The following is a 21926-nucleotide window of genomic DNA, read 5'->3' as shown; positions in this document are numbered from 1 at the left end:
ACGCGCCGGCCGGAAAAAAGGGGCCGTTGCTTTCGCAACGGCCCCGTCCTTCACACCTTCCTTGCCTTGGAGAGGTTCAGCTCAGAAGGTGTAGCGGACCGCCGCCATGTACCGCGGGCTCTGGTCGAGCAGGCGCAGCATCTGGAGGTTGGTACGCGCACGCCAGCGCACGTCCTCGCCGGTGAGGTTGATCGCCTCCAGGCCCACCGACCAGTTGTCGTTCAGCTGCTTGGTGACGCTGAAGTCCCACTGCTGGTAGTCCTCGACGTAGAACGGGTTGGTCGAGTTGCCCTGGTTGGCCGCGAACAGGTACTCGTCACGCCAGTTCCAGGCCAGTCGCGCGGTCCAGCCGTACTTCTCGTACATGAACACCACGTTGGCGGTGTCGCTCAGGCCGGTGAGCGCGAACTGCTCCACGCCGGGGGCCGCGGCATCGTCGATGCCCACGTCGCCGCTGACCTTGGTGTAGTTCGCCTGGATGCCGAAGCCGCTGTCGCCGAAGAAGTACTGGCTGCCCAGCTCCCAACCGTGGATGTTGGCCTTCCGCTGGTTGACCGGGCGGTTCACGTTGAACATGTACAGCGGGTCCTCGGCGATGCCGACGAACTCGCGGCCCGGCTGGCGCACCAGCGCCTCCATCGCGTTCCACTGCGCGTCGGTGCCGTCGTAGGCCGCCAGGCCGCCGGTGACGTCGGCATGGCGCTGCAGCGCCGCCGCCGTGAACAGGGCGATGGCGTTGGCACCGCAGGCGTGCGGGGCGGCGTTGGGGCCGACCTGGGCACGGCACGCGGGGCTGGTCAGGAACGCCAGCGCGGCCTGGGCGTCGGGACCACCGGTCGGGTCACGCAGGCCGTACAGGTTCTCCTGCACCTGGGTGTTGCCGATGAAGTTGTTGACGCGCTTGTCGAAGAACGTCAGCGACACGTAGCTGGCCGGGGCGAAGTACCACTCCAGGGCCACGTCGATGTTGTCCGACTCCAGCGGCAGCAGGCCCGGGTTCTGGGCGGCACCCGTGGCGCGGAAGCCCAACAGCACCGAACCGTTCGGCGCGGCGGCGGTCGGGCCGGCGTACAGGTTGCCGTACGGCGCGCGCGCGATGGTCTGGCTCAGCGAGAGGCGGCCCTTCAGCGAGCTGGTGAAGTCGATGCTGAAGTCCAGGTTCGGCAGCCAGTAGTTGTACTCGGCCTCCTCGGCGAACGGCATCTCCTCGGCCGACGGGGTGATGGCGAAGTCGTTGTCGCCGTTCCAGTTGATCGACTGCGGCACCTGGATCGTCGACACCGAGCGCAGGTCGGTCTGCTCGTAGCGGGCGCCGAGCACCAGGTTGTAGGGCATCGTGCCAAGCTGGCCGTCGAACTCCCACTGCACGTACGCGGCGCTGGTCTTCTCCTCGATGAGGTTGTCGTTGGCCATCACGCCACTGATGGTCGAGGACGTGCCGTAGAACCCGCTGGCCCACTGCGCCAGCTGGCTGGCGTTGCCCCACCACGCATTGTGCGGCGCGCCATCGGTGTTGTAGTCATTGAACATGCCCGAGATGTTGATCGGGCGGATCAGGTCCTGGAAGCCCGGCTCCTCGCCGACGTTATCCACGCTCCAGTTGCCGAGCACGGTCTGGTGGTCGTTCGAGGTCAGGCGGCGCATCGACACCTTGGACGAATCGACGCCGAAGCGCAGGCGGCTGTTGTCGAAGTCGAAGGTACCGTCGATGCGGCCCTGCTCGACCTTGCTGTCCTGGCGCGAGTACCAGATGCGCTGGATCTGGGTGCCGATCTGCTCCGGCGGGAACTCGGGGTTGACCACGCCGTTGACGTTGTTGAAGGCGTCGTTGGCGTTGGGCGACTCGGGGTACCAGGTACGGGCCATGATCGGCAGCCCGGTGTTGAACCAGTACTCCTGGGCCCAGTTGCCGCCGCAGTACGGACCGCCGGCGGACTGGCACGCGCTGGTGCCGGCGAACGAGAACGCGGTGACGCTGCCGCCGGTGATCGGGTCGTTCGGCAGGCTCTTGGTTTCGGAGCTGTGGGCGTCGAAGTTCAGGTTCAGCCGGTCGGTCACCTGCCAGTCGACGTTGAAGCCGATCGAGTCGAGCTTGTACTTCTGCTCGTTGCGCTGCTGCTCGTAACCGAAGTCCTTGGTGCCCACGATCTCGCGGATGTAGGTCGGCACCGCGACCGCGCCGCTGGTGTCGAACTCGATGCGCGAGAACGGACCCTGGTTGAGCCACTGGGTCTGCTCGCCGCGGTCCTCGGTGAGCTCGTTGGTCGAGTGGGTGTAGTCGAGGGTGAAGGTCACCGCGTCGGTCGGCGCGAACTGCAGTGTGGCCTGGGCGTTGACGCGCTTGCGCTCGAAGTTGGAGAACGCGTAGCGCAGGTCGGCCGGCACCGAGTACAGGGAGCCGACGGCCGGCGCGTTGATCACCTCGACGCGGTCGCCCCACGCCTCGGGGGTGCCGGTCCAGGGCTGGACGCGCCACTCGTTCTCGGTGGCCTGGACTTCGCCGCCCTTGCGGTGCTGGAAGCTGGTGCTCAGGCTCGCGCCCCAGCGCTTGTCGTCGCTGGCCCAGCTGACGATCGAGGACAGCTCGGGGGTGATGCTGCTGCCGATGGTCTGCGACTCGTCGGACATCGCCTTCATGCCGGCGTTGAAGGTCAGGCCGGACGGCAGGTTCAGCGGACGGGTGGTCTGGATGTCGACGGTGGCGCCCATGCCGCCGCTCGGCGCGTGCGCGCGGCCGGTCTTGAAGACCGTGATGCCGCTGATCGCCTCGGAGGCCAGCTGGGCGAAGTTGAAGCCGCGGGTACCCGCGCCCACGCCACCGGTGATGACGTCGCCGCTGGAGTAGGCGTCGGCACCCGGGATCTGGCGGCCGTTCAGGGTCACCAGGTTGTAGCCGGGGCCGAAGCCGCGCGCCGTGATCTGCGCGCCTTCGCCGTTGCGGCGTTCGATCGAGATGCCGGTGATGCGCTGCAGCGACTCGGCCAGGTTGGTGTCGGGGAACTTGCCGATGTCCTCGGCGCTGATCGCGTCCACCACACCGCTGGTGTCGCGCTTGATCCCCATCGAGTTCTCGAGGCTGTTACGCAGGCCCGTGACGACGATGGTGTCGAGCGTGGAAGCGTCCTGGCCCGCGGGCTGCGACTGCGCGACCGGCTCCTGCGGGGCCGGGTCCTGCGCGAAGGCGGGGTTGATGACCAGCATGCCACCCACGAAGGTGAACATGGCCTTCGACTTCAAACCCTTCAACTTATGGTTCATGGATTGTGTCCTCAGCACTGGATTGGAGCGAAGAAAAGCATGTCGCTGGCGCCAGGCGGCCGGTCAGTGACCACCGCCCGCGACAGTGCGGGACGTGAATCTGCACATCATCCGACTGCCCTCCCCGTTATCACACATGACTATCAGTAGGATTCCTTGACGACGCCCTCCTCCGGGCAACCGCGACGCCACTTGGCACGCGTGTCAAATCACCGCTTCAAACCGCCCGCTGCGCCGCCCGGCCGCTCCACCCGATGCCGCCTCCCGGCCCCGGATGGGACGCTGGACCTTGCCTGTTTCACGGAACCGGCCCGCTTCCTTGCATGGTTGTAATAGTTGTTAGCGCTAACATACGCGCTACGAATTGATAACATAGCGTTACGCAGGGTGTCACTTTGCAGTGCAGCAACGCTGCACGGAGCGCATGACAGCGCGGTCGTTTCCCTGGAAACGGCTGCCTGCGCGGCGCGAATGCGCAGGATTTCCCCGTGGTCCCCGACGCGCACACGCCACCGGCGCGCCTGCGCCGGCGTGGAACATCCCCTTCCTTCTTTAGCAGTTCCACACCGCCGCGATCAATGCCCGGCCGCGGCGTGCTCGCGCCGGGTGGTGCTGCCGGTCATCAGCTTGTCGGTGTAGGCGATGCCCATGGCCGAGAGGATGAAGGCGCCGTGGATGATCGACTGCCACATCACACCGGCCGGGGTCACCCGGGTGCACGTGGGTTCGGCCAGCGACAGCCCGCCGGCGACGGCCGCCCCATGTGCGGCCATGGCATCGATGAACTCCGCGCTGCCGCACACCGGCATCCCCACCTCGCCGGCGGCGATGAAGGTCTTGAGCAGGTGGATCGAGGAGATGCCGATGATCGCCATCGCCAGCTTCACCTTGAGCACGCTGGCGTTGACGTGGCTCAACCACTCGGGCTGGTCGGGATGGCCCTGCAGGCCCAGGCGCGAGACGAAGGTCTCGTAACCGCCCACGATCACCATCACCAGCAGGTTGGAGATCATCACCACGTCGATGAGCCCCAGCACCAGCAGCATGATCCCCTGTTCGTTGAGGCTGTTGGCGTCGTGCACCAGGTGCCACAGCTCCTTGAGGAACAGGAACACGTACACGCCCTGGGCCACGATCAGGCCGAGGTAGAGCGGGAGCTGGAGCCAGCGCGAGCCGAAGATCACGTAGGCGAGCGGGCGAAGGCCCTGGGGCGCGGCGGCGGTGGACATCGGCATGGGCGCGGGTCGGGGAGCGCGGAGGTTAAACGGCGCGCCCCGGCGTGCCAAGCGGACGCGGCGGCGGGCCAGTCCCGCTTCTGGACGCGCGGAGTCCTTGCTGCGTCGCAGCGGAAACGGCAGAAATTCAAAGGCTTACACGCGCACGACGGCAGTTTCCGGGGCTCTTGTTTGACAACGTTGTCAAGGCGCCTGTACAAGCATTCCGGCCCTTGCGCAGGGAGGCCGCGATGCGAGGAGAGGCGCGTCGCGCCATGCATGGGCCGGAGGCGGCCGGACCCGGGGTCCGGCCGCCTCCAACTTGTCCGGCCCACCGTCCACTCATCCACGGCAGCCCCATGACGACCCATCAGACCCGCTGGTCGCAGTTCCTCGTCCTGATCACCGTGTTCTTCTTCTGGGGCTTCGTCGCCGCCAGCAACGAGATCCTGATCCCGGTCTTCAAGAACGCCTTCGACCTGAGCCAGGCGCAGAGCCAGTACGTCGCGGTGGCGTTCTACGTGGCCTATACCGTGGGCTCGGTCATCTACTTTCTCACTTCCCGCGCGATCGGCGCCGACCTGCTCAACCGGATCGGCTACAAGAACGGCATCGCCGTGGGCCTGCTGGTGTCGGCCGTCGGCACCCTGCTGTTCTACCCGGCGGCCAACGCCGGCTCGTTCGGGCTGATGCTCTCGGGCCTGTTCATCGTCGGCCTGGGCTTCTCGCTGCAGCAGATCGCGGCCAACCCGCTGGCGATCATGATGGGCGACCCGGCCACCGGCGCGCAGCGCCTGACCATGGCCGGCGGGATCAACAACTTCGGCACCACGATCGGGCCGCTGCTGGTGAGCCTGGCGATCTTCGGCAGCGTGGCCGCCGGCGGTACCGAGGCCAGCATCGAGGCGGTGAAGACGCCCTACCTGGTGCTCGGCGCGGCGTTCGTGCTGGTGGCGCTGTTCCTGAAGTTCTCCTCGGTGCCCAACCGGATCGACCTGGAAGAGGTCGCCGCCGAGGAGGCCGAGGACGCCAGCAAGCTGGTGCACAAGGGCTCGGCCCTGGCCTATCCGCAGCTGGTGCTGGGCATGCTGGCGATCTTCGTCTACGTGGGCGTGGAGGTCGCGACCATCGCCAACCTGCCGGCCTACCTCAAGCTGCCGGTGGCGCAGGGCGGGCTGGGCCTGGACACATCGATGATCGCGCCGTTCGTGTCGCTGTACTGGGCCAGCCTGATGATCGGCCGCTGGGCGGGCGCCGCCGGCGCGTTCGGCGCGCCGCCGAACGTGCGCCTGGTGCTGACCCTGCTGCTGCCCTACCTCGCCTTCGGCGTGTTCCTGGCGGTGAACACCATCGCCGGTTACGCCGTGGCCGACTTCCTGCTCTACGCGGCGGTGATCGTGGTGATGGTGGCCGCGACCTTCGCCAGCCGCGGCAACCCGGCGCGGATGCTGCTGATCTTCTCGCTGTGCGGCATCGCCGCGCTGCTGGTGGGCATGCTGACCACCGGCATGGCCAGCGTGATCGCCTTCATCAGCGTCGGCCTGTTCTGCAGCACGATGTGGCCGTGCATCTTCGCCCTGGCCATCACCGGGCTGGGGCGCAACACCGGGCAGGGCAGCAGCCTGCTGGTGATGATGATCATGGGCGGCGGGCTGGTGAGCTGGCTGCAGGGATGGCTGGCGGACGTCGCCAGCATCCACGTGAGCTTCGTCGTCGGCGTGGCCTGCTTCGCCTACCTGGCGTTCTACGCCGCACGCACGCCGGCGATCCTGCGCCGCCAGGGCATCGACCTGGACCGGCTGGCCGCGGCCGCCGGCCACTGAAGCGCCCTGCGCCGGCCCCCGGGCGCCGGCGCGGGCCGGCGCCGCGGGGAGCCGCGGGAGGCCGCGGCGGCGGGCTTGCCCGCGCGCCGCGGCGCCGACGTTCAGAACCGGTAGCGCAGGCCAAGCATGTAGCGCGGGCCGGTCTGGGTGGCGAAGAACACCTGGCGCGCATCGCGCCCGTGCGAGCGCGCGGTCTCGTCGGTCAGGTTGATCGCCTCGGCGTGCAGCGAGAGGTTCTCGTTGACCTGGTAGCTGACGTTCACGTCCAGCTGGCCGTAGTCCTCGATGTACACCGGGTTCGGCCGCCAGCTGTCGTAGGTGCTCGACAGGAAGCGGTCGCGCCAGTTGTACGCCGCGCGCACCTGCCACGGTCCCCGGTCGTAGAACGCCACCAGATTGGCCGAATCGCTCAGGCCGACCAGGGCGAACTGGTCGAACAGGTCGTGATCGTCGTAGGTGAGATCCGAATCGACGATGGTGTAGTTCGCCGCCAGTCCGAAGCCGGTGCCGCCGAACATGTGCTGGACGTTGAGTTCCCAGCCGTCCAGCCGCGAGGAATCGCGGTTGACCGGCACCGTGATCCGGAACACGGCCAGCGGATCGCCCGGCTGGCCGGCGATCGTGCCCAGCGGCTGGCCGTCCTGGCCGACACCGGTCTGGACCACCCCCGGCGAGCCGGCATGGTTCTCGAGGATGTAGCGGCGCACGCAGCCGCGGAAGTCGATCGATCCCTCGCTGCAGCCCGCGGCGATGGCCTCTTGGAACAGGGCGCCGCCCACCGGCGTGCGCAGGTCGAACGCGGAGGTCTCGATCACCGAGGTGCCGATGTAGTTGTCGATGTCCTTGCGGAACCAGCCCACCGAGACATAGCTGCCCTCGCCGTAGTACCACTCGAAGGACAGGTCGAGGTTGCGCGACTCCAGCGGCTTGAGCCCCGGGTCGCCCTGGGAGCCGGTACCGCCTTCGTAGGCAGCGAACGAATCGATCGTCTGCCCGCCCTGGATGTGGTTCCACTGCGGCCGGCCGATGGTGTGGCCGTAGCTGGCGCGCAGCACCATCTCGTCGGTGACCTCCAGGCCGAGGTCGACGCTCGGCAGCCAGTAGTCGTAGCTGCCGCGCAGGGTGGTGAAGTCGGGCTCGCCGAACTGGACCGAGAACTCGTTGTTGCCGGTCCACAGCAGCCCGGTCGCGATCGGCACCAGCGCGCTGGAGACGACGTCGGTCTCTTCGTAGCGCACCCCGACCGCGACGTTGAGCGGCATCTCCAGGCCGAAGGTGTCGCTCCACTGCAGGTAGGCGCTCCTGGACTTCTCGGTGGTGCGGCGGTCGGTGGAGAAGTCGTCGGGCGGCAGGTAGGCGGCCTCGTCGCCGCCGCGCGCGGCGATCGCGGCGTCGCGCACGGCGAGGAAGTCGAACACGAAGAACTCGCCGAAGGCATCGCCGCTGCCGGGGAACCGGTCGAAGTAGCGGCTGATGTCGTCGCGGATCCACAGGTCGTCGGGGTAGTCCGCGGCCCCGCCGCCGAAGCCGCCCCAGTCGTCGCGCTGGGTGAAGTGGTAGGCGGTGCGGTTGCGCACCTCGGTATAGGCGACGCCGAAGTCCAGGCGCGAATAGTCGCCGAAGCGGAACGTGCCGCGCACCTGGCCCTGGTCGACCTCCGACTTCATGTAGCTGTTGCGGAACGACGAGCCGGTGACCATCATCTGGTCGGCGCCGACGCGGTCCATGCCCGGCGGCAGCAGCACCGACAGCACCGGGAAGTCGCCGCTGAAGTCGACGCTGGTCACGCCGCGCACGAAGGCGGCAGTGCCGATCACGTTGTTGGAACCGTACGGGCCGTCGGCGCCGGACTCGGCGCTCGAGCTGTGGTAGTCGAGTTCCAGGTCGAGCGCGTCGTTGACCTCCCACGCCACGTTGAAGCCCAGCGAGTTGTTCTCGTTCCTGGTCGCGTTGTACGACCCGGCCATGGCCAGGTCGCCCCAGCGCGGTTCGAACCCGGCCGGGCAGTTGTTGGCGTTATCGCTGCCGGCCCACTGGTCGGTAGCCGGGTTGTAGCAGCCGGCGTACTCGGTGTAGCGCAGCGGCGAGGCGGTCGGGCCGTCGGTCCACTCGGTTTCCGACGCCGCCTGGTTGAACCAGGTGGACAGCTCGTGGCGGCGGGCCTGGATCCGGTTCTCGGCATAGGTGTAGTCCAGGGTCGCGGTGACCCGGTCGTTGGGCGCCCACTGCAGCGTGGCCTGGCCGTTGGTGCGCTGGCGGCCCACCGAGTTGACCGCGTACAGCAGGTTCTGCGGGATCGAATAGTTGTCGTCGGGCCCGGGCGGGTTGGTCGCGTTGGCCGCCGGTTCGGGCGCGGCCAGCGGGTCGCACCAGCGCCGGCAGCCGTACCAGCCGCCAGCCACGCCGCCTTCGTTGTAGCCGAAGTCGCGGTCCTGGTAGCTGCCGCTGAGCGCGATGCCGAAGCGGCCGTCGGCGAAGGTCTCGGAAAAGATGCCCGAGAGTTCGCCGGTCCACTGCTCGCCGCGCATCGGGCCGGGCAGGTTGCCCACCGACCCATCGTGCACCGCCTTGAGGCCGACGCTGGCCAGGGTGCCGGTGTCGAGCGGGCGTGCGGTGCGGATGTTGATGGCCGCGCCGATGCCGCCGGTGGGCGTCGCCGCGCGGCTGGTCTTGTAGACCTCCACCGCCGAGACCGACTCGGAGGCCAGGTTGGCGAAGTCGAAGGCGCGCGAGTTCGAGGCGTTGGTCGCCTCGATGCTCGAGGCCGGCATCTGCCGTCCGTTGAGCAGGACCAGGTTGAAGTCGGGCCCCACCCCGCGCACCGTGACCCGCGAGCCCTCGCCCATGGAGCGGTCGATCGACACGCCGCTGATGCGCTGGAGCGATTCGGCCAGGTTGGTGTCGGGGAACTTGCCGATGTCCTCGGCGACGATGCCGTCGACGATGCCCTGGCCGTCGCGCTTGAGGTTCATCGACGATTCGAGGCTGGCGCGGATGCCGACCACGACGATCGTGTCGAGCGTGTCCGCTTCGTCGGCCGGGGTGGCGGGGCCGGTGGCCTGGTCCTGCGCCTGTGCCTGTGTTGCGAGCGACGCCAGCGCAAGGAACAGCGCGGACGCCAGCATGCGCCGCCGGGGCGCTGCGTGCGAGTGTGTCATGAACCTTCCCTCTCCCAAGGTCGTCACGAACGGTTGAGTTGTCTGCGCGGCGCTTCGGCCGGCGGGCGCATTAGGTGCGGAAGCTGACAGCGTTGTCAACCGGAATCGGATGGTAGCGTTACCATTCGGCCGGCGCCGTGCGTGCCCCCGCCAGGATGCGGCATTGCAGCAACGCTGCTGCGGTCGGGCCGTGGCCAGCGCACGCGCAGGCGGCCGGGCGGATCAGGGCCTGGGGCCGGTCGAGCGCCGCAGCTGCAGAGTGTAGGGAACGGTGACCAGGCCACCCTGCCCTTGGCCGCGGATCTCCTTGAGCAGCTCCAGCCCGGCCAGCCGGCCCATTTCCCGCGTCGGCTGCCGGACCGTCGTCAGCGACGGATAGATGTGGCGCGCGATCGGCGTGTCGTCGAATCCGCACACCGAGACGTGCCTGGGCACCGACAGCCCGCGTTCGCAGATCGCGCCGATCGCGCCGGCCGCCATGTCGTCGTTGGCGGCGAAGATCGCGGTCGGCGGGTCCGGCAGCTCGAGCAGGCGGTTGGTCGCCTCGAACCCCGAGTCGTAGGAGAAACCGCCATCGACCACCAGGGCCGGGTCGCATTCGATGCCGGCGCGCGCCAGGCCGTCGAGGTAGCCGGCCAGGCGCCATTCGCTCGCGCCGTGCGCGGGGTGGCCCTTGATGTGGGCGATCCGGCGGTGCCCCAGCCCGGCCAGGTGGGCGATCATCTCGACCACCGCGCTGCACTCGTCGACCACCACGCCAACGCGGCGGTTGGCCTCGCGCGGGGAAATGCTCGACCACGGGATCCCGAGTTCGTCCAGCCGCGCCAGCAGCGCCGCGTCGTCGGTGATCGGCGGAGTCAGCACCACGCCGTCCAGGCGCGACTGCAGCACCAGCGCCTCCACCTTGGACACGATGTCCTTGGCGTCGTAGGTCACCGGCGCGAGCATCAGGTTGTAATGCTGGGCCTGGCAGGCGTCGAGCACGCCGAGCTCGACTTCCATCAGGTAGTTGCTCGACGGGTTGTCGTAGAGCATCGCGACCAGGTAGGAGCGGCGTCCGGCCAGCACGCGCGCCGACGGGTGCGGGCGGTACTGCAGGCGCTCGACCACCGCGCGCACCCGCTCGCGGGTCGCATCCGAGACATTGGGCTCGTCGTTGAGCACGCGCGAGACGGTCTTCATCGACACGCCCGCCTCCGCCGCCACGTCCTCGATGCGTACCCGTCCCATTGGCCTGCCGGTCCTCCGCTGCACGGCCGGGGATTCTGCCAGAGGCGCGGGCCGGGCATGCCGCGGGGCCACGGGCTTGCGCGCGTCATCGCGTTGCGGTGCCATCTGCTCCTCCGGGAACCGGGCGGCACGCTTGTGCTGTGCAGCAAGCATCGCCGCCAAAGACCGGGTATGGTGCACATTCTGACAACGCTGTCATGTCGCGACGCGCCATTGGCCCTGCGGCAGCGCGGCCGGCACACGCCACGAGGGGAACCGACGTCCATGAGTACATCCTGCGCCTTCCTGTCCGCTTCGCGCCTGGCCGCGGGCCTGGCCGCGACGCTGCTGCTGGCCGCCTGCGGCGGCGACCGCCCGGCGGCCGCCGACGCATCGCGGGACGCCGCCGCTGCGACCGAAGCCGGCGCGATCGACCCGGCCAACTGGCCACAGCCGCAGTGGCCGTTCGCGGAAGATCCCGAACTCGAGCGCAAGGTCGACGAGTTGCTGGCCTCGATGACGCTCGAGGAGAAGGTCGGCCAGATCATCCAGGGCGACATCGCCAGCACCACGCCCGAGGACGTGCGCAAGTACCGGCTCGGCTCGATCCTGGCCGGCGGCGGCTCCGACCCGGGCGGCAAGTACAACGCCAGGCCGGAGGAATGGCTGGCGCTGGCCGACGCGTTCTGGGAAGCGTCGATGGACACCAGCGGCGGCGGCAAGGCGATCCCGGTGATCTGGGGCATCGACGCGATGCACGGCCAGAGCAACATCGTCGGCGCCACCCTGTTCCCGCACAACATCGGCCTGGGCGCCACGCGCAACCCCGAACTGCTGCGCGAGATCGCGCGCATCACCGCGATCGAGACCCGCACCACCGGCATGGAATGGACCTTCGCGCCCACCGTGGCGGTGCCGCAGGATGACCGTTGGGGGCGGGCCTACGAAGGCTATTCGGAGGACCCGGAGCTGGTGGCCAGCTTCGCCGGCGTGTTCGTCGAGGGCCTGCAGGGCAAGCCCGGCACGCCCGAGTTCCTCGACGACCACCACGTGATGAGTTCGGTCAAGCACTACCTGGGCGATGGCGGCACCGACGGCGGCCGCGACCAGGGCGACAACACCGCCACCGAGGCGCAGCTGCGCGACATCCACGCCGCCGGCTACGTGCCCGCCATCGCCGCCGGCGCGCAGGCGGTGATGGCCTCGTTCAACAGCTACCACGGCCGGAAGATGCACGGCCACAAGCCGCTGCTCACCGACGTGCTCAAGGAGCGCATGAACTTCGGCGGCTTCGTGGTCGGCGACTGGAACGGCCACGGCCAGGTCGAGGGCTGCACCACCACCGACTGCCCGCAGACCTTCAACGCCGGGCTCGACATGGCGATGGCGCCCGACAGCTGGAAGGGCCTGTACGAGTCCACCCTGGCCCACGTCAAGGCCGGCACCATCCCGATGGAGCGGCTCGACGACGCGGTGCGCCGCATCCTGCGGGTGAAGTTCCGCGCCAACCTGTTCGACAAGCCCAAGCCCTCCGAGCGTGCGCTGGGCGGGAAGTTCGAGCTGCTTGGTGCGCCCGAGCACCGCGCGGTCGCGCGCCAGGCGGTGCGCGAGTCGCTGGTGCTGCTGAAGAACCAGGGCGGGATCCTGCCGCTGTCGCCGAAGCAGAACGTGCTGGTGGCCGGCGACGGCGCCGACAACATGTCCAAGCAGACCGGCGGCTGGACCCTCACCTGGCAGGGCAGCGACACCCGGCGCGAGGATTTCCCGAACGCCGACACGATCTGGGACGGCATCCGCGCCCAGGTCGAGGCCGCGGGCGGCCGCGCCGAGCTGGCGGTGGACGGTGCGTACAAGCGCAAGCCCGACGTCGCGATCGTGGTGTTCGGCGAGGAGCCCTACGCCGAGTTCCAGGGCGACCTGTCCGACCTGATGTTCAAGTCCGGAAAATCCGGCGACCTGGAGCTGATCCGGAAGCTCAAGGCCGACGGCATCCCGGTGGTGGCGGTGTTCCTGAGCGGGCGCCCGCTGTGGCTCAACCGCGAGATCAACGCCGCCGACGCCTTCGTCGCGGCCTGGCTGCCGGGCTCGGAGGGCGGCGGCGTGGCCGACGTGCTGTTGCGCGGCGCCGACGGCGAGCCGCAGTACGACTTCAAGGGCAAGCTGAGCTTCTCCTGGCCGCGGCGCGCCGACCAGTACCTCAACAACCACGGCCAGGAGGGCTACGACCCGCTGTTCCCGTTCGGCTACGGGCTGAGCTACGCCGACGACGGGGACCTGGCGCCGCTGTCGGAGGACCCGGGCGTGGATCCCGAGGCGGGCGGCGGCAACACCTGGTTCGAGCGCGGCGTGCCGGCCGCCGGGTTCAGCCTGCGCCTGGTCGGCGCCGACGACGACGCGGTCGAGGTGACCCAGCCCACCGGTTCCAGCCGCGACGGTGCGCTGCAGATGACCGCGATCAACCACGAGGTGCAGGAAGGCGCGCGCCTGTTCGCCTGGTCTGGCCCGGCCGCGGTGCGGGTGGTGTCGCCCGAACCGCTGGACCTGACCCGTGAAACCAACGGCGACGTGCCGGTGGTGTTGCAGCTGCGCGTGGACGCGCTGCCCGACGGCGGCAAGGCCTGGCTGGGCGCCGGCTGCGGCGCGGGCTGCGGCAGCGAGGTGGAGATCGGCGATGCGCTCGCCGGCCTGCCGCACGGCGAGTGGACCCGCCTGGCCGTGCCGCTCAAGTGCCTGCGCCTGTACGGCGCCGACACCGGCCGGCTGGACGTGCCGTTCCAGCTGCGCAGCGAGGCGGGCGCGAAGATCGCGCTGGCGCGGGCGGCGGCCAGCACCGAGTACGACTACCTGGTCACCTGCCCGACCAGCTGAGCAGTCTCCTCCGCCGGGGCGTGCCGACCATGGACTGGCCGCCCCGGTATTTTCCCGTCGCATCGCACGCGGCCCGGGTTTCGGCCCGGGCCGCGTGCATCCTGGGGGATGACGCCCGCTTCCGGCGGCAGTGCCTACACTGGGGAAAGTCCCGAACGGAGCTGTCCCCATGATCGACCTCTACTACTGGCCCACGCCCAACGGCCACAAGATCACCCTGCTGCTCGAGGAACTGGCCGAGGCCGGCGCGCCGCTGGAATACCGCGTCCACGGCGTCGACATCGGCAACGGCGACCAGTTCAAGCCGGAATTCCTGGCAATCTCGCCCAACAACAAGATGCCGGCCATCGTCGACCACGCGCCGGCCGACGGCGGCGCGCCGCTGAGCGTGTTCGAATCCGGCGCGATCCTGCTCTACCTGGCCGGGAAGACCGGACGCTTCCTGCCAACCGACCTGCGTGGCCGCACCGCGACCCTGGAGTGGCTGTTCTGGCAGATGGCCGGGCTCGGGCCGATGACCGGGCAGTACGGGCATTTCCACGTGTACGCGCCCGAGCCGATCGAGTACGCGCAGACCCGTTACGCCAACGAGGCCAACCGCCTGCTCGGCGTGCTCGACAGGCGGCTGGCGGGGCGCGCCTTCGTCGCCGGCGACGAGTACACGATCGCGGACATGGCGATCTACCCGTGGATCGGGGTCTACGACAAGGCGCCCATTGACATGGCGCCCTACCCCGAGGTGCGGCGCTGGCACGCCGCCATCCGGGCGCGGCCGGCGACCGCGCGCGCCTACGCGCTGGCGAAGCAGGTCAATCCCGACGCGGGCAAGCCGATGAGCGACGAGCAGAAGAAGCTGCTGTTCGGGATCGAGCCGAAGCGGTGAAGCGGTGAGGCGCGGACGGGTGCGCTGGCCCGACCGGGCCTGGCCCCCACGTTCCGGTTCACCTCTTCGGACGGGCCGCAGCGCCCCAGGGCGGGAGGGTGCGCCGCTCGGTCGGACGTCCGTGTCCGACTCGCGGCCGCGGCACATCCGTGTGCCGCTCGCACCCTCCCGCCCCGGGTCACTGCGGCATCGCTGCGGTGCGTTTCCAGGCTACGGCAGGTGAAGAACCGGGGGCGCGTGCGGCCTGTGATGGACGCGCTCTCCGGGCGCCCGTCGCGAGGGCTGGCAGGAGTGGCCGAGGGCACGCATGACCACGCGCACCCGTCGCCCGCGCCGCGTCCGGGTACGATGTCGACCATTCCATTCCGACGGGAACGCCGCTCCATGCGCCTGACCGTGCTGATCGCCGCACTCGCCTTCGCCGCCATGCCCGCACTCGCCAATCCGCCCGCGCCGGGCAAGCTCACCCTCGAAGCCATCACCGGCGACGCCCCGCTGTCGGGGCCGACCCTGATGAAGCCGCAGATCGCGCCCGACGGCTCGCGCGTCACCTTCCTGCGCGGGCGCGACGACGACCGCAACCGGCTCGACCTGTGGGAGTACCACGTCGCCAGCGGGCAGACCCGGATGCTGGTCGATTCGAGCGTGGCGCTGCCCGGCGAGGAGACCCTGAGCGACGAGGAGAAGGCGCGCCGCGAGCGCCAGCGCATCGCCGGGCTCTCGGGCATCGTCGACTACCAGTGGTCGCCCGACTCCAAGCGCCTGCTGTTCCCGCTCGGCGGCGAGCTCTACCTGTACGACCTGGAGCGCGGGGGCGCCGACGCGGTGCGCAAGCTCACCTCCGGCGAAGGCTTCGCGACCGATCCGAAGATCTCGCCGCGCGGCGGCTTCGTCAGCTTCATCCGCGCCCGCGACCTGTGGGTGATCGACCTGGCCACCGGCCGCCAGCTGCGACTGACCTCCGACGCCAGCGACACCGTCGCCAACGGCGTGGCCGAATTCGTCGCCGACGAGGAGATGGATCGCCACACCGGCTACTGGTGGGCGCCGGACGACTCGGCGATCGCCTTCGCCCGCATCGACGAATCGCCGGTGCCGCTGGTGCGCCGCTACGAGGTGTACGCCGACCGCACCGAGGTCGTCGAACAGCGCTACCCGGCCGCGGGCGAGGCCAACGTGCGGATCCAGCTGGGCGTCATCGCCCCGCGCGCGGGCGCGCGCCCGAAGTGGATCGACCTCGGTCCCGATCCGGACATCTACCTGGCGCGCGTGGACTGGCGCGATCCGCAGCGCCTGACCTTCCAGCGCCAGAGCCGCGACCAGCAGCGCCTGGACCTGGTCGAGGCGGACCTGGCCACCGGCCGCCAGCGCATCCTCGTCACCGAAACCGCGGACACCTGGGTGCCGCTGCACAACAGCCTGCGCTTCCTGGCCGACGGCCGCTTCATCTGGTCGTCCGAGCGCAGCGGTTACCAGCACCTCTACCTCGCGTCGGAGGACGGCTCGCGCCTCGAGCCGATCACCAGCGGCCCGTGGCCGGTGGACGAGCTGCTCGCGGTCGACCAGGCACGTGGCCTGGTGTACTTCAGCGCCGGCGCACGCGCCGTGGAAGGCGCCGCGCCGGACGCGGCTGCGACCCAGCGCCACGTCCACGTGGTACCGCTCGAAGGCGGCCGGGTCCGCACCCTGTCGCGCGAGGACGGCGTGCACAACGCGAGCTTCGCGCGCAATGCCAGCGTCTACGTCGACAGCTGGTCCAGCACCACCACGCCGCCGCAGGTCGTGCTGCACGACGCCGACGGGCGCCTGATCGCCAACCTGCTGCCCAACGACCTGGACGATCCGGCGCACCCCTACGCGCCCTACCGCGCCGCGCACCTGCCGACCGAATTCGGCACCCTCACCGCGGCCGACGGCACCACCCCGCTGCACTACAGCCTCATCCGGCCGGCCGGCTTCGATCCGTCCCGCAAGTACCCGGTGGTCGTGCATGTGTACGGCGGTCCGGCGGCGCAGACGGTGCTCGACGCCTGGCCGGGGCGTTCGGACGCGTTCTTCAACCAGTACCTGGCGCAGCAGGGCTACGTGGTGTTCTCGCTCGACAACCGCGGCACGCCGCGGCGCGGGCGCGAGTTCGGCGGCGCGCTGTACGGTCGCCAGGGCACGGTGGAGGTCGACGACCAGCGCAAGGGCGTGGAGTGGCTGCGCGCGCAGCCGTGGGTGGACGGCGATCGCATCGGCGTGCACGGCTGGTCGAACGGCGGCTACATGACCCTGATGCTGCTGGCGCGCGCGCCCGACGACTACGCCTGCGGCATCGCCGGCGCGCCGGTGACCGACTGGGCGCTGTACGACACCCACTACACCGAGCGCTACATGGGCCTGCCCGACGCGAACCCCGACGGCTACGCGGCCGCGCGCGTGCTCGCGCACTCGGCCAGCATCCGGCCGGGCGCGCTGCTGCTGGTGCACGGCATGGCGGACGACAACGTGCTGTTCAGCAACTCCACCGCGCTGATGAGCGACCTGCAGGCGCGCGGCACGCCGTTCGAGCTGATGACCTACCCGGGCGCCAAGCACGGCCTGCGCGGGAGCGACGCGCTGCACCGCTACCGGCTGGCCGAATCGTTCCTGCGCCGCTGCCTGGGTCCGTAGGGGAACGCCCATCCTCACGGGGCGCTGGCTATACTCGGCCCGCCCCAGCCAGGAGCCGCCGTGCCCGCAACGAGTCCGCCCCGCCCCATGCCGCCCATCGCCATCCGCGCGTTCAGCGCGACCACGGCCCTGGGCCATGGCGTGGAAGCGCAGGCAGGAGCGTTGGCGGCGCGGCGCGGCGGACTGCGCCGCAACGATTTCGGTCCCTCGCCACTGCCGACCTGGATCGGCCGCGTGGACGGGATCGAGGACACGCCGCTGCCGGAGGCCCTCGCCGCCTGGGAATGCCGCAACAACCGCCTGGCCTGGCTGGCGCTGCAGCAGGACGGGCTGCGTGAAGCGCTCGAGGCCGCGGTGTCGCGCCACGGCGCCGACCGCGTCGCGCTGGTGGTGGGCACCTCGACCTCGAGCATCGGCGCCAGCGAGGAAGGCTATGCGCGCGCGACGGTGGACGCGCAGGGCCAGCCCTGTTTCCCGCCCGACCTGCAGCGGCCGATGGTGCACACCCTGCATTCGCTGGGCGATTTCCTGCAGCACGCCACCGGCGTGCGCGGCCCGTGCATGACCGTGGCCACCGCCTGCTCGTCGAGCGCCAAGGTCTTCGCCCAGGCCGCGCGCCTGATCCACGCCGGGGTGGTGGACGCGGCCCTGGTCGGCGGCGTCGACACGCTGTGCGGCAGCGTGCTGTTCGGCTTCAACGCGCTCGGCCTGGTGTCGGCGGAACCGTGCCGGCCGTTCGACGCTTCGCGCGACGGGCTGTCGCTGGGCGAGGCCGGCGGCTTCGCCGTGCTCGAGCGCGCGGCGCCGGACGAGGACGGCCTGCAGCTGCGCGGCTACGGCGAGTCGAGCGACGCCCACCACATGTCCGCGCCGCATCCCGAGGGCCTCGGCGCCACGCTGGCGATGCGCGACGCGCTGGCGCGGGCCGGCATCGACCCCGGCGCCGTGGGCTACCTCAACCTGCACGGCACCTCGACCCCGGCCAACGACGCGATCGAGGCACGCGCGGTCGCCGCGCTGTTCCCCGATTCGCTGCACGCCAGCTCGACCAAGGGCTGGACCGGGCACACCCTGGGCGCGGCCGGCATCGTCGAATCGGTGTTCGCGCTGATCGCGCTGCGTGACGGCCTGCTGCCGGGCACGCTCAACAGCGCCACGCCCGACCCCGCCTGCGGGCCGCAGATCCGTTTCGACCACGTCCAGCGCCCGACCGCCTGGGCGATGAACAACTCGTTCGGCTTCGGCGGCAACAACTGCTCGCTGGTGTTCGGCAAGGGAGGCGCGGCATGACCCCGCTCGCCGCCACCATCGCCGGCATCGGCTACTGGAGCGAGGGCCTGCCCGGCTGGGCGGCCGCGCGCGCGTTCGCCAACACCGGCACGCTGCCTGCCGACGCGCCGGCCAGGCCCGCGCCGCAGCTGCTGCCGCCGAACGAGCGCCGGCGCGCGCCGCCCTCGGTGCTGGTCGCGCTCGAAGTGGCGCAGGCCGCCTGCCGCGACGCGGGCCTGGCGCCCGACTCGCTGCCCTCGGTGTTCATCTCCACCCACGGCGACCTGGGCATCACCGACTACATGTGCACCACCCTGGCGCAGGCGCCGACCGAGGTCTCGCCGACGAAGTTCCACAATTCGGTGCACAACGCCGCCGCCGGCTACTGGACCATCGGCACCGGCTGCATGCGCACGACCACCGCGATCAGCGCGCATCGTGCGAGCTTCGCCCAGGGCCTGCTCGAAGCGCTGGCGCAGCTGGCCACGGACGCCGACGCGGTGCTGCTGGTCGGCTATGACACCTGGGCCACCGGGCTGCTCTCGACGATGACCCACAGCGAAGGCCTGCTGGGCGCGGCGCTGGTGCTCGCGCGCACCGGGCCGGGGCCGCGCATCACGGCCACGCTGGAGGAAGGGGAAGCCGGTGCAGGCGACGGCCCGCTGGCCATGCGCGGCCACGCCAACGCGATGGCACCGATGCTGCCACTGTTCGACGCGCTGGCATGCGGCCGCGACCGCGTCGCGCTGCATGCAGGCGCCGGCCGCCACCTGCAGCTGGACATCGCGCATGGCTGAGCAGCCGCTCCTGCATCGCGGCAACGTCGCGGTGGTGGTCCCGGCGCTCAACGAGTCGCTGCGCATCGCCGAAGTGGTGGCGGGCGCGCTGGAGCAGTCCGAGCTGGTGATCGTGGTCGACGACGGCTCGGACGACGACACCGCCGCGATCGTCGCCGGCACGCCCGCGGTGCTGCTGCGCCATCGGCGGCGGATGGGCAAGGGCCGCGCCCTGCGCGACGGCTTCGCCGAGGCGCTGCGCCGCGGCGTGGCCGCGGTGGTGACCATGGACGGCGACGGCCAGCACGACGCACGCGACATCCCGCGCCTGGTCGCCGCGGCGAACGCCCACCCGGGCCACATCATCATCGGCGCGCGGCTGCGCAAGCGCAGCACCCAGCCCTGGTACCGGCGGCTGGGCAACGCCTTCGGCGACTGGGGCATCGCCTGGGGCTGCGGCTTCGGCCTGGTCGACAGCCAAAGCGGGCAGCGGCTGTACCCGGCGCCGGTGCTGGCGCTCGAGGAGGTGCCCGGCGAGGGCTTCGTGTTCGAGGCCCAGATCCTGATCTCGGCCGCGCGCCGCCTCGGGTACGGCGTGGTGGCGGTCCCGGTGGAAACGCGCTACGCCGTGCCCGGCGGCAGCGAGCAGTTCCGCAAGAGCCACTTCCGCCTGTTCCGCGACCTGTACCGGATCACCAGCCACGTCGTCGGCCAGGTGATCGCCAACGGCCAGGTGGTGCGCGCCTACCGCGACGCCCGCCAACGCCCGCCCGTGGTATTCGACCCCGATACATCCGGTCCCGTCGCGCGCCGGTAGGCGTGCGCTGCGGCACCACGCGTTCCCCCTTCCGCCACGCGAGACCGCAGCATGCCAAGCCCTTCGCCAGCCCCCGCCACCGACGTCGACGTCCTGATCCTCGGCGGCGGACTCGCCGGCCTGACCCTCGCGATGCAGCTGCGCCTGCAGCAGCCCGACCGCAGCGTGGCGGTGCTCGAGCGCCGCCCGCATCCAGTGCGCGAGGCCGCGCACAAGGTGGGCGAGTCGACGGTCGAGATCGGCGCCCACTACTTCGCAGAGGTGCTCGGCCTGCGCCGGCACCTGGAGACCGCCCAGGTGCGCAAGTACGGCCTGCGCTACTTCTTCAGCGACGGCATGGCGCAGGTGCACGCCTGCTCGGAAATGGGCGTGAGCCGGCTGCTGCCCACGCCTTCGTGGCAGCTCGATCGCGGGCGGTTCGAGAACCACCTCGGAGAACGCGCGCTGGCGCTGGGCGCGGATTTCCGCCATGGCGCGGTGGTGCGCGGGATCGAGCTGGCCGACGACGGCGGCGCGCACGCGGTGGCGTTCGAGCACGAAGGCGCACAGCACGTGCTGCGCGCGCGCTGGGTGGTGGACGCGGCCGGCCGCGCGGGGCTGCTCAAGCGCAAGCTGGGCCTGGCCGAGGCCAACGACCACGACGCCAACGCCGCCTGGTGGCGGGTGGACGGCCACATCGACGTGGACGCCTGGACCGGCGAGGGCAACTGGCCGGACCGTTTCCAGCCGGCCGAACGCTGGAAGTCGACCAACCACCTGTGCGGCCCGGGCTACTGGTTCTGGCTGATCCCGCTGGCCTCGGACTCGCACTCGCTGGGCATCGTCTGCGACGCGAAGATGCATCCCCTGGAGACCATGAACACCCACGCCAAGGCCATGGACTGGCTGCGCCGGCACCAGCCGCGCGCGGCACGGGCGCTGGAGGACCCGCGCCACAAGGTGCAGGACTTCCTGTTCCTGCGCCACTTCTCGCATGGCTGCCGCCAGGTGTTCTCGGGCCGGCGCTGGGCGCTGACCGGCGAGGCCGGCGTGTTCCTCGATCCGTTCTACTCGCCCGGCAGCGACTTCATCGCGATCAGCAACACCTATATCGCCGAACTGGTGCGGCTGGACTTCGCCGGCGAGCCCATCGGCCTTCATGCCGACCTGTTCCAGCAGCTGTACTTCTCGTTCTACCGCAACACGCTCACGCTCTACCAGGACCAGTACCCGGTGTTCGGCCATCCGGAGGTGATGCCGGCCAAGGTGCTGTGGGACTACGCTTACTACTGGTCGCTGCTGGCGCCGCTGTTCTTCAGCGGACGGCTGACACGGCTGCCGGTGCTGGGCCGGCTGCGTCCGTACTTCGACGAAGGGCGCAGCCTCAACCTGGCGATGCAGGCGCTGCTGCGCGACTGGGGCCTGCGCGTTGCCGCGCCGCGGCTGGATGCCGCGCGCGCCTACGACCAGTACGCGGTGGACTGGTGCCGGCGCATGAACGCCGGGCTGACCGAACGGCTCGACGACGACGCCTATCTCGAGCGCACCGCCCGCGACGTGGCCTGCATGCGCCAGCTCGCGTGCGAGGTGCTGGCGCTGGCCCGTTCCAGGGTCCCCGACCTCGACGACCACGGCCTCGATGCACTGCTCGCCGGACACGACCCGGCCGCGCATCCGCCGGCGCTGCCGGCGGCGTGGTTCGCCACGGTCGCGGATGCCACGGCATAGCGCCCCGCGCACGTCGCGGGCTGAGCGCCGACCCTCCGCGACGCCTGTAGACACTCTGTTCCCAGTCAACCCTGCACAACCGCGAACAGCTTGCTGCCGTCGTAGCGTGCGGGGTTGCGCACCAAGGCCCACACGGCTGTGAGCAGCTTGCGCATCACCGCCGCCACGGCTTGCATCTTCTTCTTGCCCCGGGCCAGCAGCCGATCGCGGAAGGCCTTGGCATGCGGGTCGTGGACGATGGCGGTCAGGGCCGGCATGTAAAGCGCCCGGCGCAGGTACTTGTTGCCGT

Annotated in this window: 12 protein-coding genes and 1 pseudogene; 8 read left to right on the top strand and 5 right to left on the bottom strand. The window is 70.4% G+C overall.

What is annotated here, in order from left to right:
* Positions 1 to 81: 81 nt before the first annotated feature.
* Positions 82 to 3258 (bottom strand): TonB-dependent receptor, encoded by a 3177-nt coding sequence (locus FQY79_RS06490; protein ID WP_146311957.1) that lies wholly within the window; start codon positions 3256 to 3258, stop codon positions 82 to 84.
* Between the two features lie 575 nt (positions 3259 to 3833).
* Positions 3834 to 4487: a TIGR00645 family protein gene (locus FQY79_RS06485; protein ID WP_146312508.1), complete on the bottom strand. Its 654-nt coding sequence runs from the start codon at positions 4485 to 4487 to the stop codon at positions 3834 to 3836.
* Positions 4488 to 4723: 236 nt separating this feature from the next.
* Here FQY79_RS06485 and FQY79_RS06480 point away from each other — a divergent pair, with 236 nt between their 5' ends.
* Positions 4724 to 6295 carry an MFS transporter gene (locus tag FQY79_RS06480; protein ID WP_342779012.1) on the top strand — a complete coding sequence of 524 codons (1572 nt, stop codon included), beginning with the start codon at positions 4724 to 4726 and terminating at the stop codon, positions 6293 to 6295.
* 101 nt (positions 6296 to 6396) lie between these two features.
* Here the strand turns inward: FQY79_RS06480 and FQY79_RS06475 are convergent, their stop codons facing one another.
* Together FQY79_RS06475 and FQY79_RS06470 are read right to left on the bottom strand one after the other, a co-directional pair.
* A complete protein-coding gene (locus tag FQY79_RS06475) occupies positions 6397 to 9453 on the bottom strand; it encodes a TonB-dependent receptor (protein WP_146311955.1) in 3057 nt (1018 codons plus the stop codon).
* Between the two features lie 222 nt (positions 9454 to 9675).
* Entirely contained in the window at positions 9676 to 10683 is a 1008-nt protein-coding gene (locus tag FQY79_RS06470) for a LacI family DNA-binding transcriptional regulator (protein ID WP_246123030.1), read from the bottom strand.
* A 264-nt stretch (positions 10684 to 10947) separates the two neighbouring features.
* On the opposite strand from FQY79_RS06470, the gene FQY79_RS06465 reads away from it, so the two are divergent.
* The 7 genes from FQY79_RS06465 to FQY79_RS06435 all read left to right on the top strand — a co-directional run bounded on the left by FQY79_RS06465 (position 10948) and on the right by FQY79_RS06435 (position 21637).
* Positions 10948 to 13530: a glycoside hydrolase family 3 protein gene (locus FQY79_RS06465; RefSeq protein WP_146311952.1), complete on the top strand. Its 2583-nt coding sequence runs from the start codon at positions 10948 to 10950 to the stop codon at positions 13528 to 13530.
* 169 nt (positions 13531 to 13699) lie between these two features.
* Positions 13700 to 14413: a glutathione binding-like protein gene (locus FQY79_RS06460; RefSeq protein WP_146311950.1), complete on the top strand. Its 714-nt coding sequence runs from the start codon at positions 13700 to 13702 to the stop codon at positions 14411 to 14413.
* Positions 14414 to 14803: 390 nt separating this feature from the next.
* Complete coding sequence (locus tag FQY79_RS06455) at positions 14804 to 17068, top strand: S9 family peptidase (protein WP_425463195.1); 2265 nt, start codon at positions 14804 to 14806, stop codon at positions 17066 to 17068.
* Positions 17069 to 17155: 87 nt separating this feature from the next.
* Positions 17156 to 18358 carry a beta-ketoacyl-[acyl-carrier-protein] synthase family protein gene (locus FQY79_RS06450; protein WP_146311946.1) on the top strand — a complete coding sequence of 401 codons (1203 nt, stop codon included), beginning with the start codon at positions 17156 to 17158 and terminating at the stop codon, positions 18356 to 18358.
* The gene (locus tag FQY79_RS06445; RefSeq protein ID WP_146311944.1) at positions 18355 to 19134 is read left to right on the top strand and encodes a beta-ketoacyl synthase chain length factor; all 780 of its coding nucleotides are present in this window, start codon (positions 18355 to 18357) and stop codon (positions 19132 to 19134) included. The genes FQY79_RS06450 and FQY79_RS06445 overlap by 4 nt, the downstream gene beginning before the upstream one ends.
* Positions 19127 to 19930: a glycosyltransferase family 2 protein gene (locus FQY79_RS06440; protein ID WP_146311942.1), complete on the top strand. Its 804-nt coding sequence runs from the start codon at positions 19127 to 19129 to the stop codon at positions 19928 to 19930. Before FQY79_RS06445 ends, FQY79_RS06440 begins: the two co-directional genes overlap by 8 nt.
* Positions 19931 to 19981: 51 nt before the next feature.
* Positions 19982 to 21637 (top strand): NAD(P)/FAD-dependent oxidoreductase, encoded by a 1656-nt coding sequence (locus FQY79_RS06435; RefSeq protein WP_146311940.1) that lies wholly within the window; start codon positions 19982 to 19984, stop codon positions 21635 to 21637.
* Positions 21638 to 21702: 65 nt separating this feature from the next.
* Here FQY79_RS06435 and FQY79_RS15340 read toward each other — a convergent pair.
* Positions 21703 to 21926 (bottom strand): annotated as a pseudogene (locus FQY79_RS15340) (IS110 family transposase); the annotation flags it as partial.

Origin of the sequence: Luteimonas wenzhouensis, from assembly GCF_007859305.1 — a bacterium.
Taxonomy (GTDB): Bacteria; Pseudomonadota; Gammaproteobacteria; order Xanthomonadales; family Xanthomonadaceae; genus Luteimonas; species Luteimonas wenzhouensis.
The sequence above is the reverse complement of the archived record's forward strand: the minus strand, read 5'-3'. Positions and strand labels throughout refer to the sequence as shown.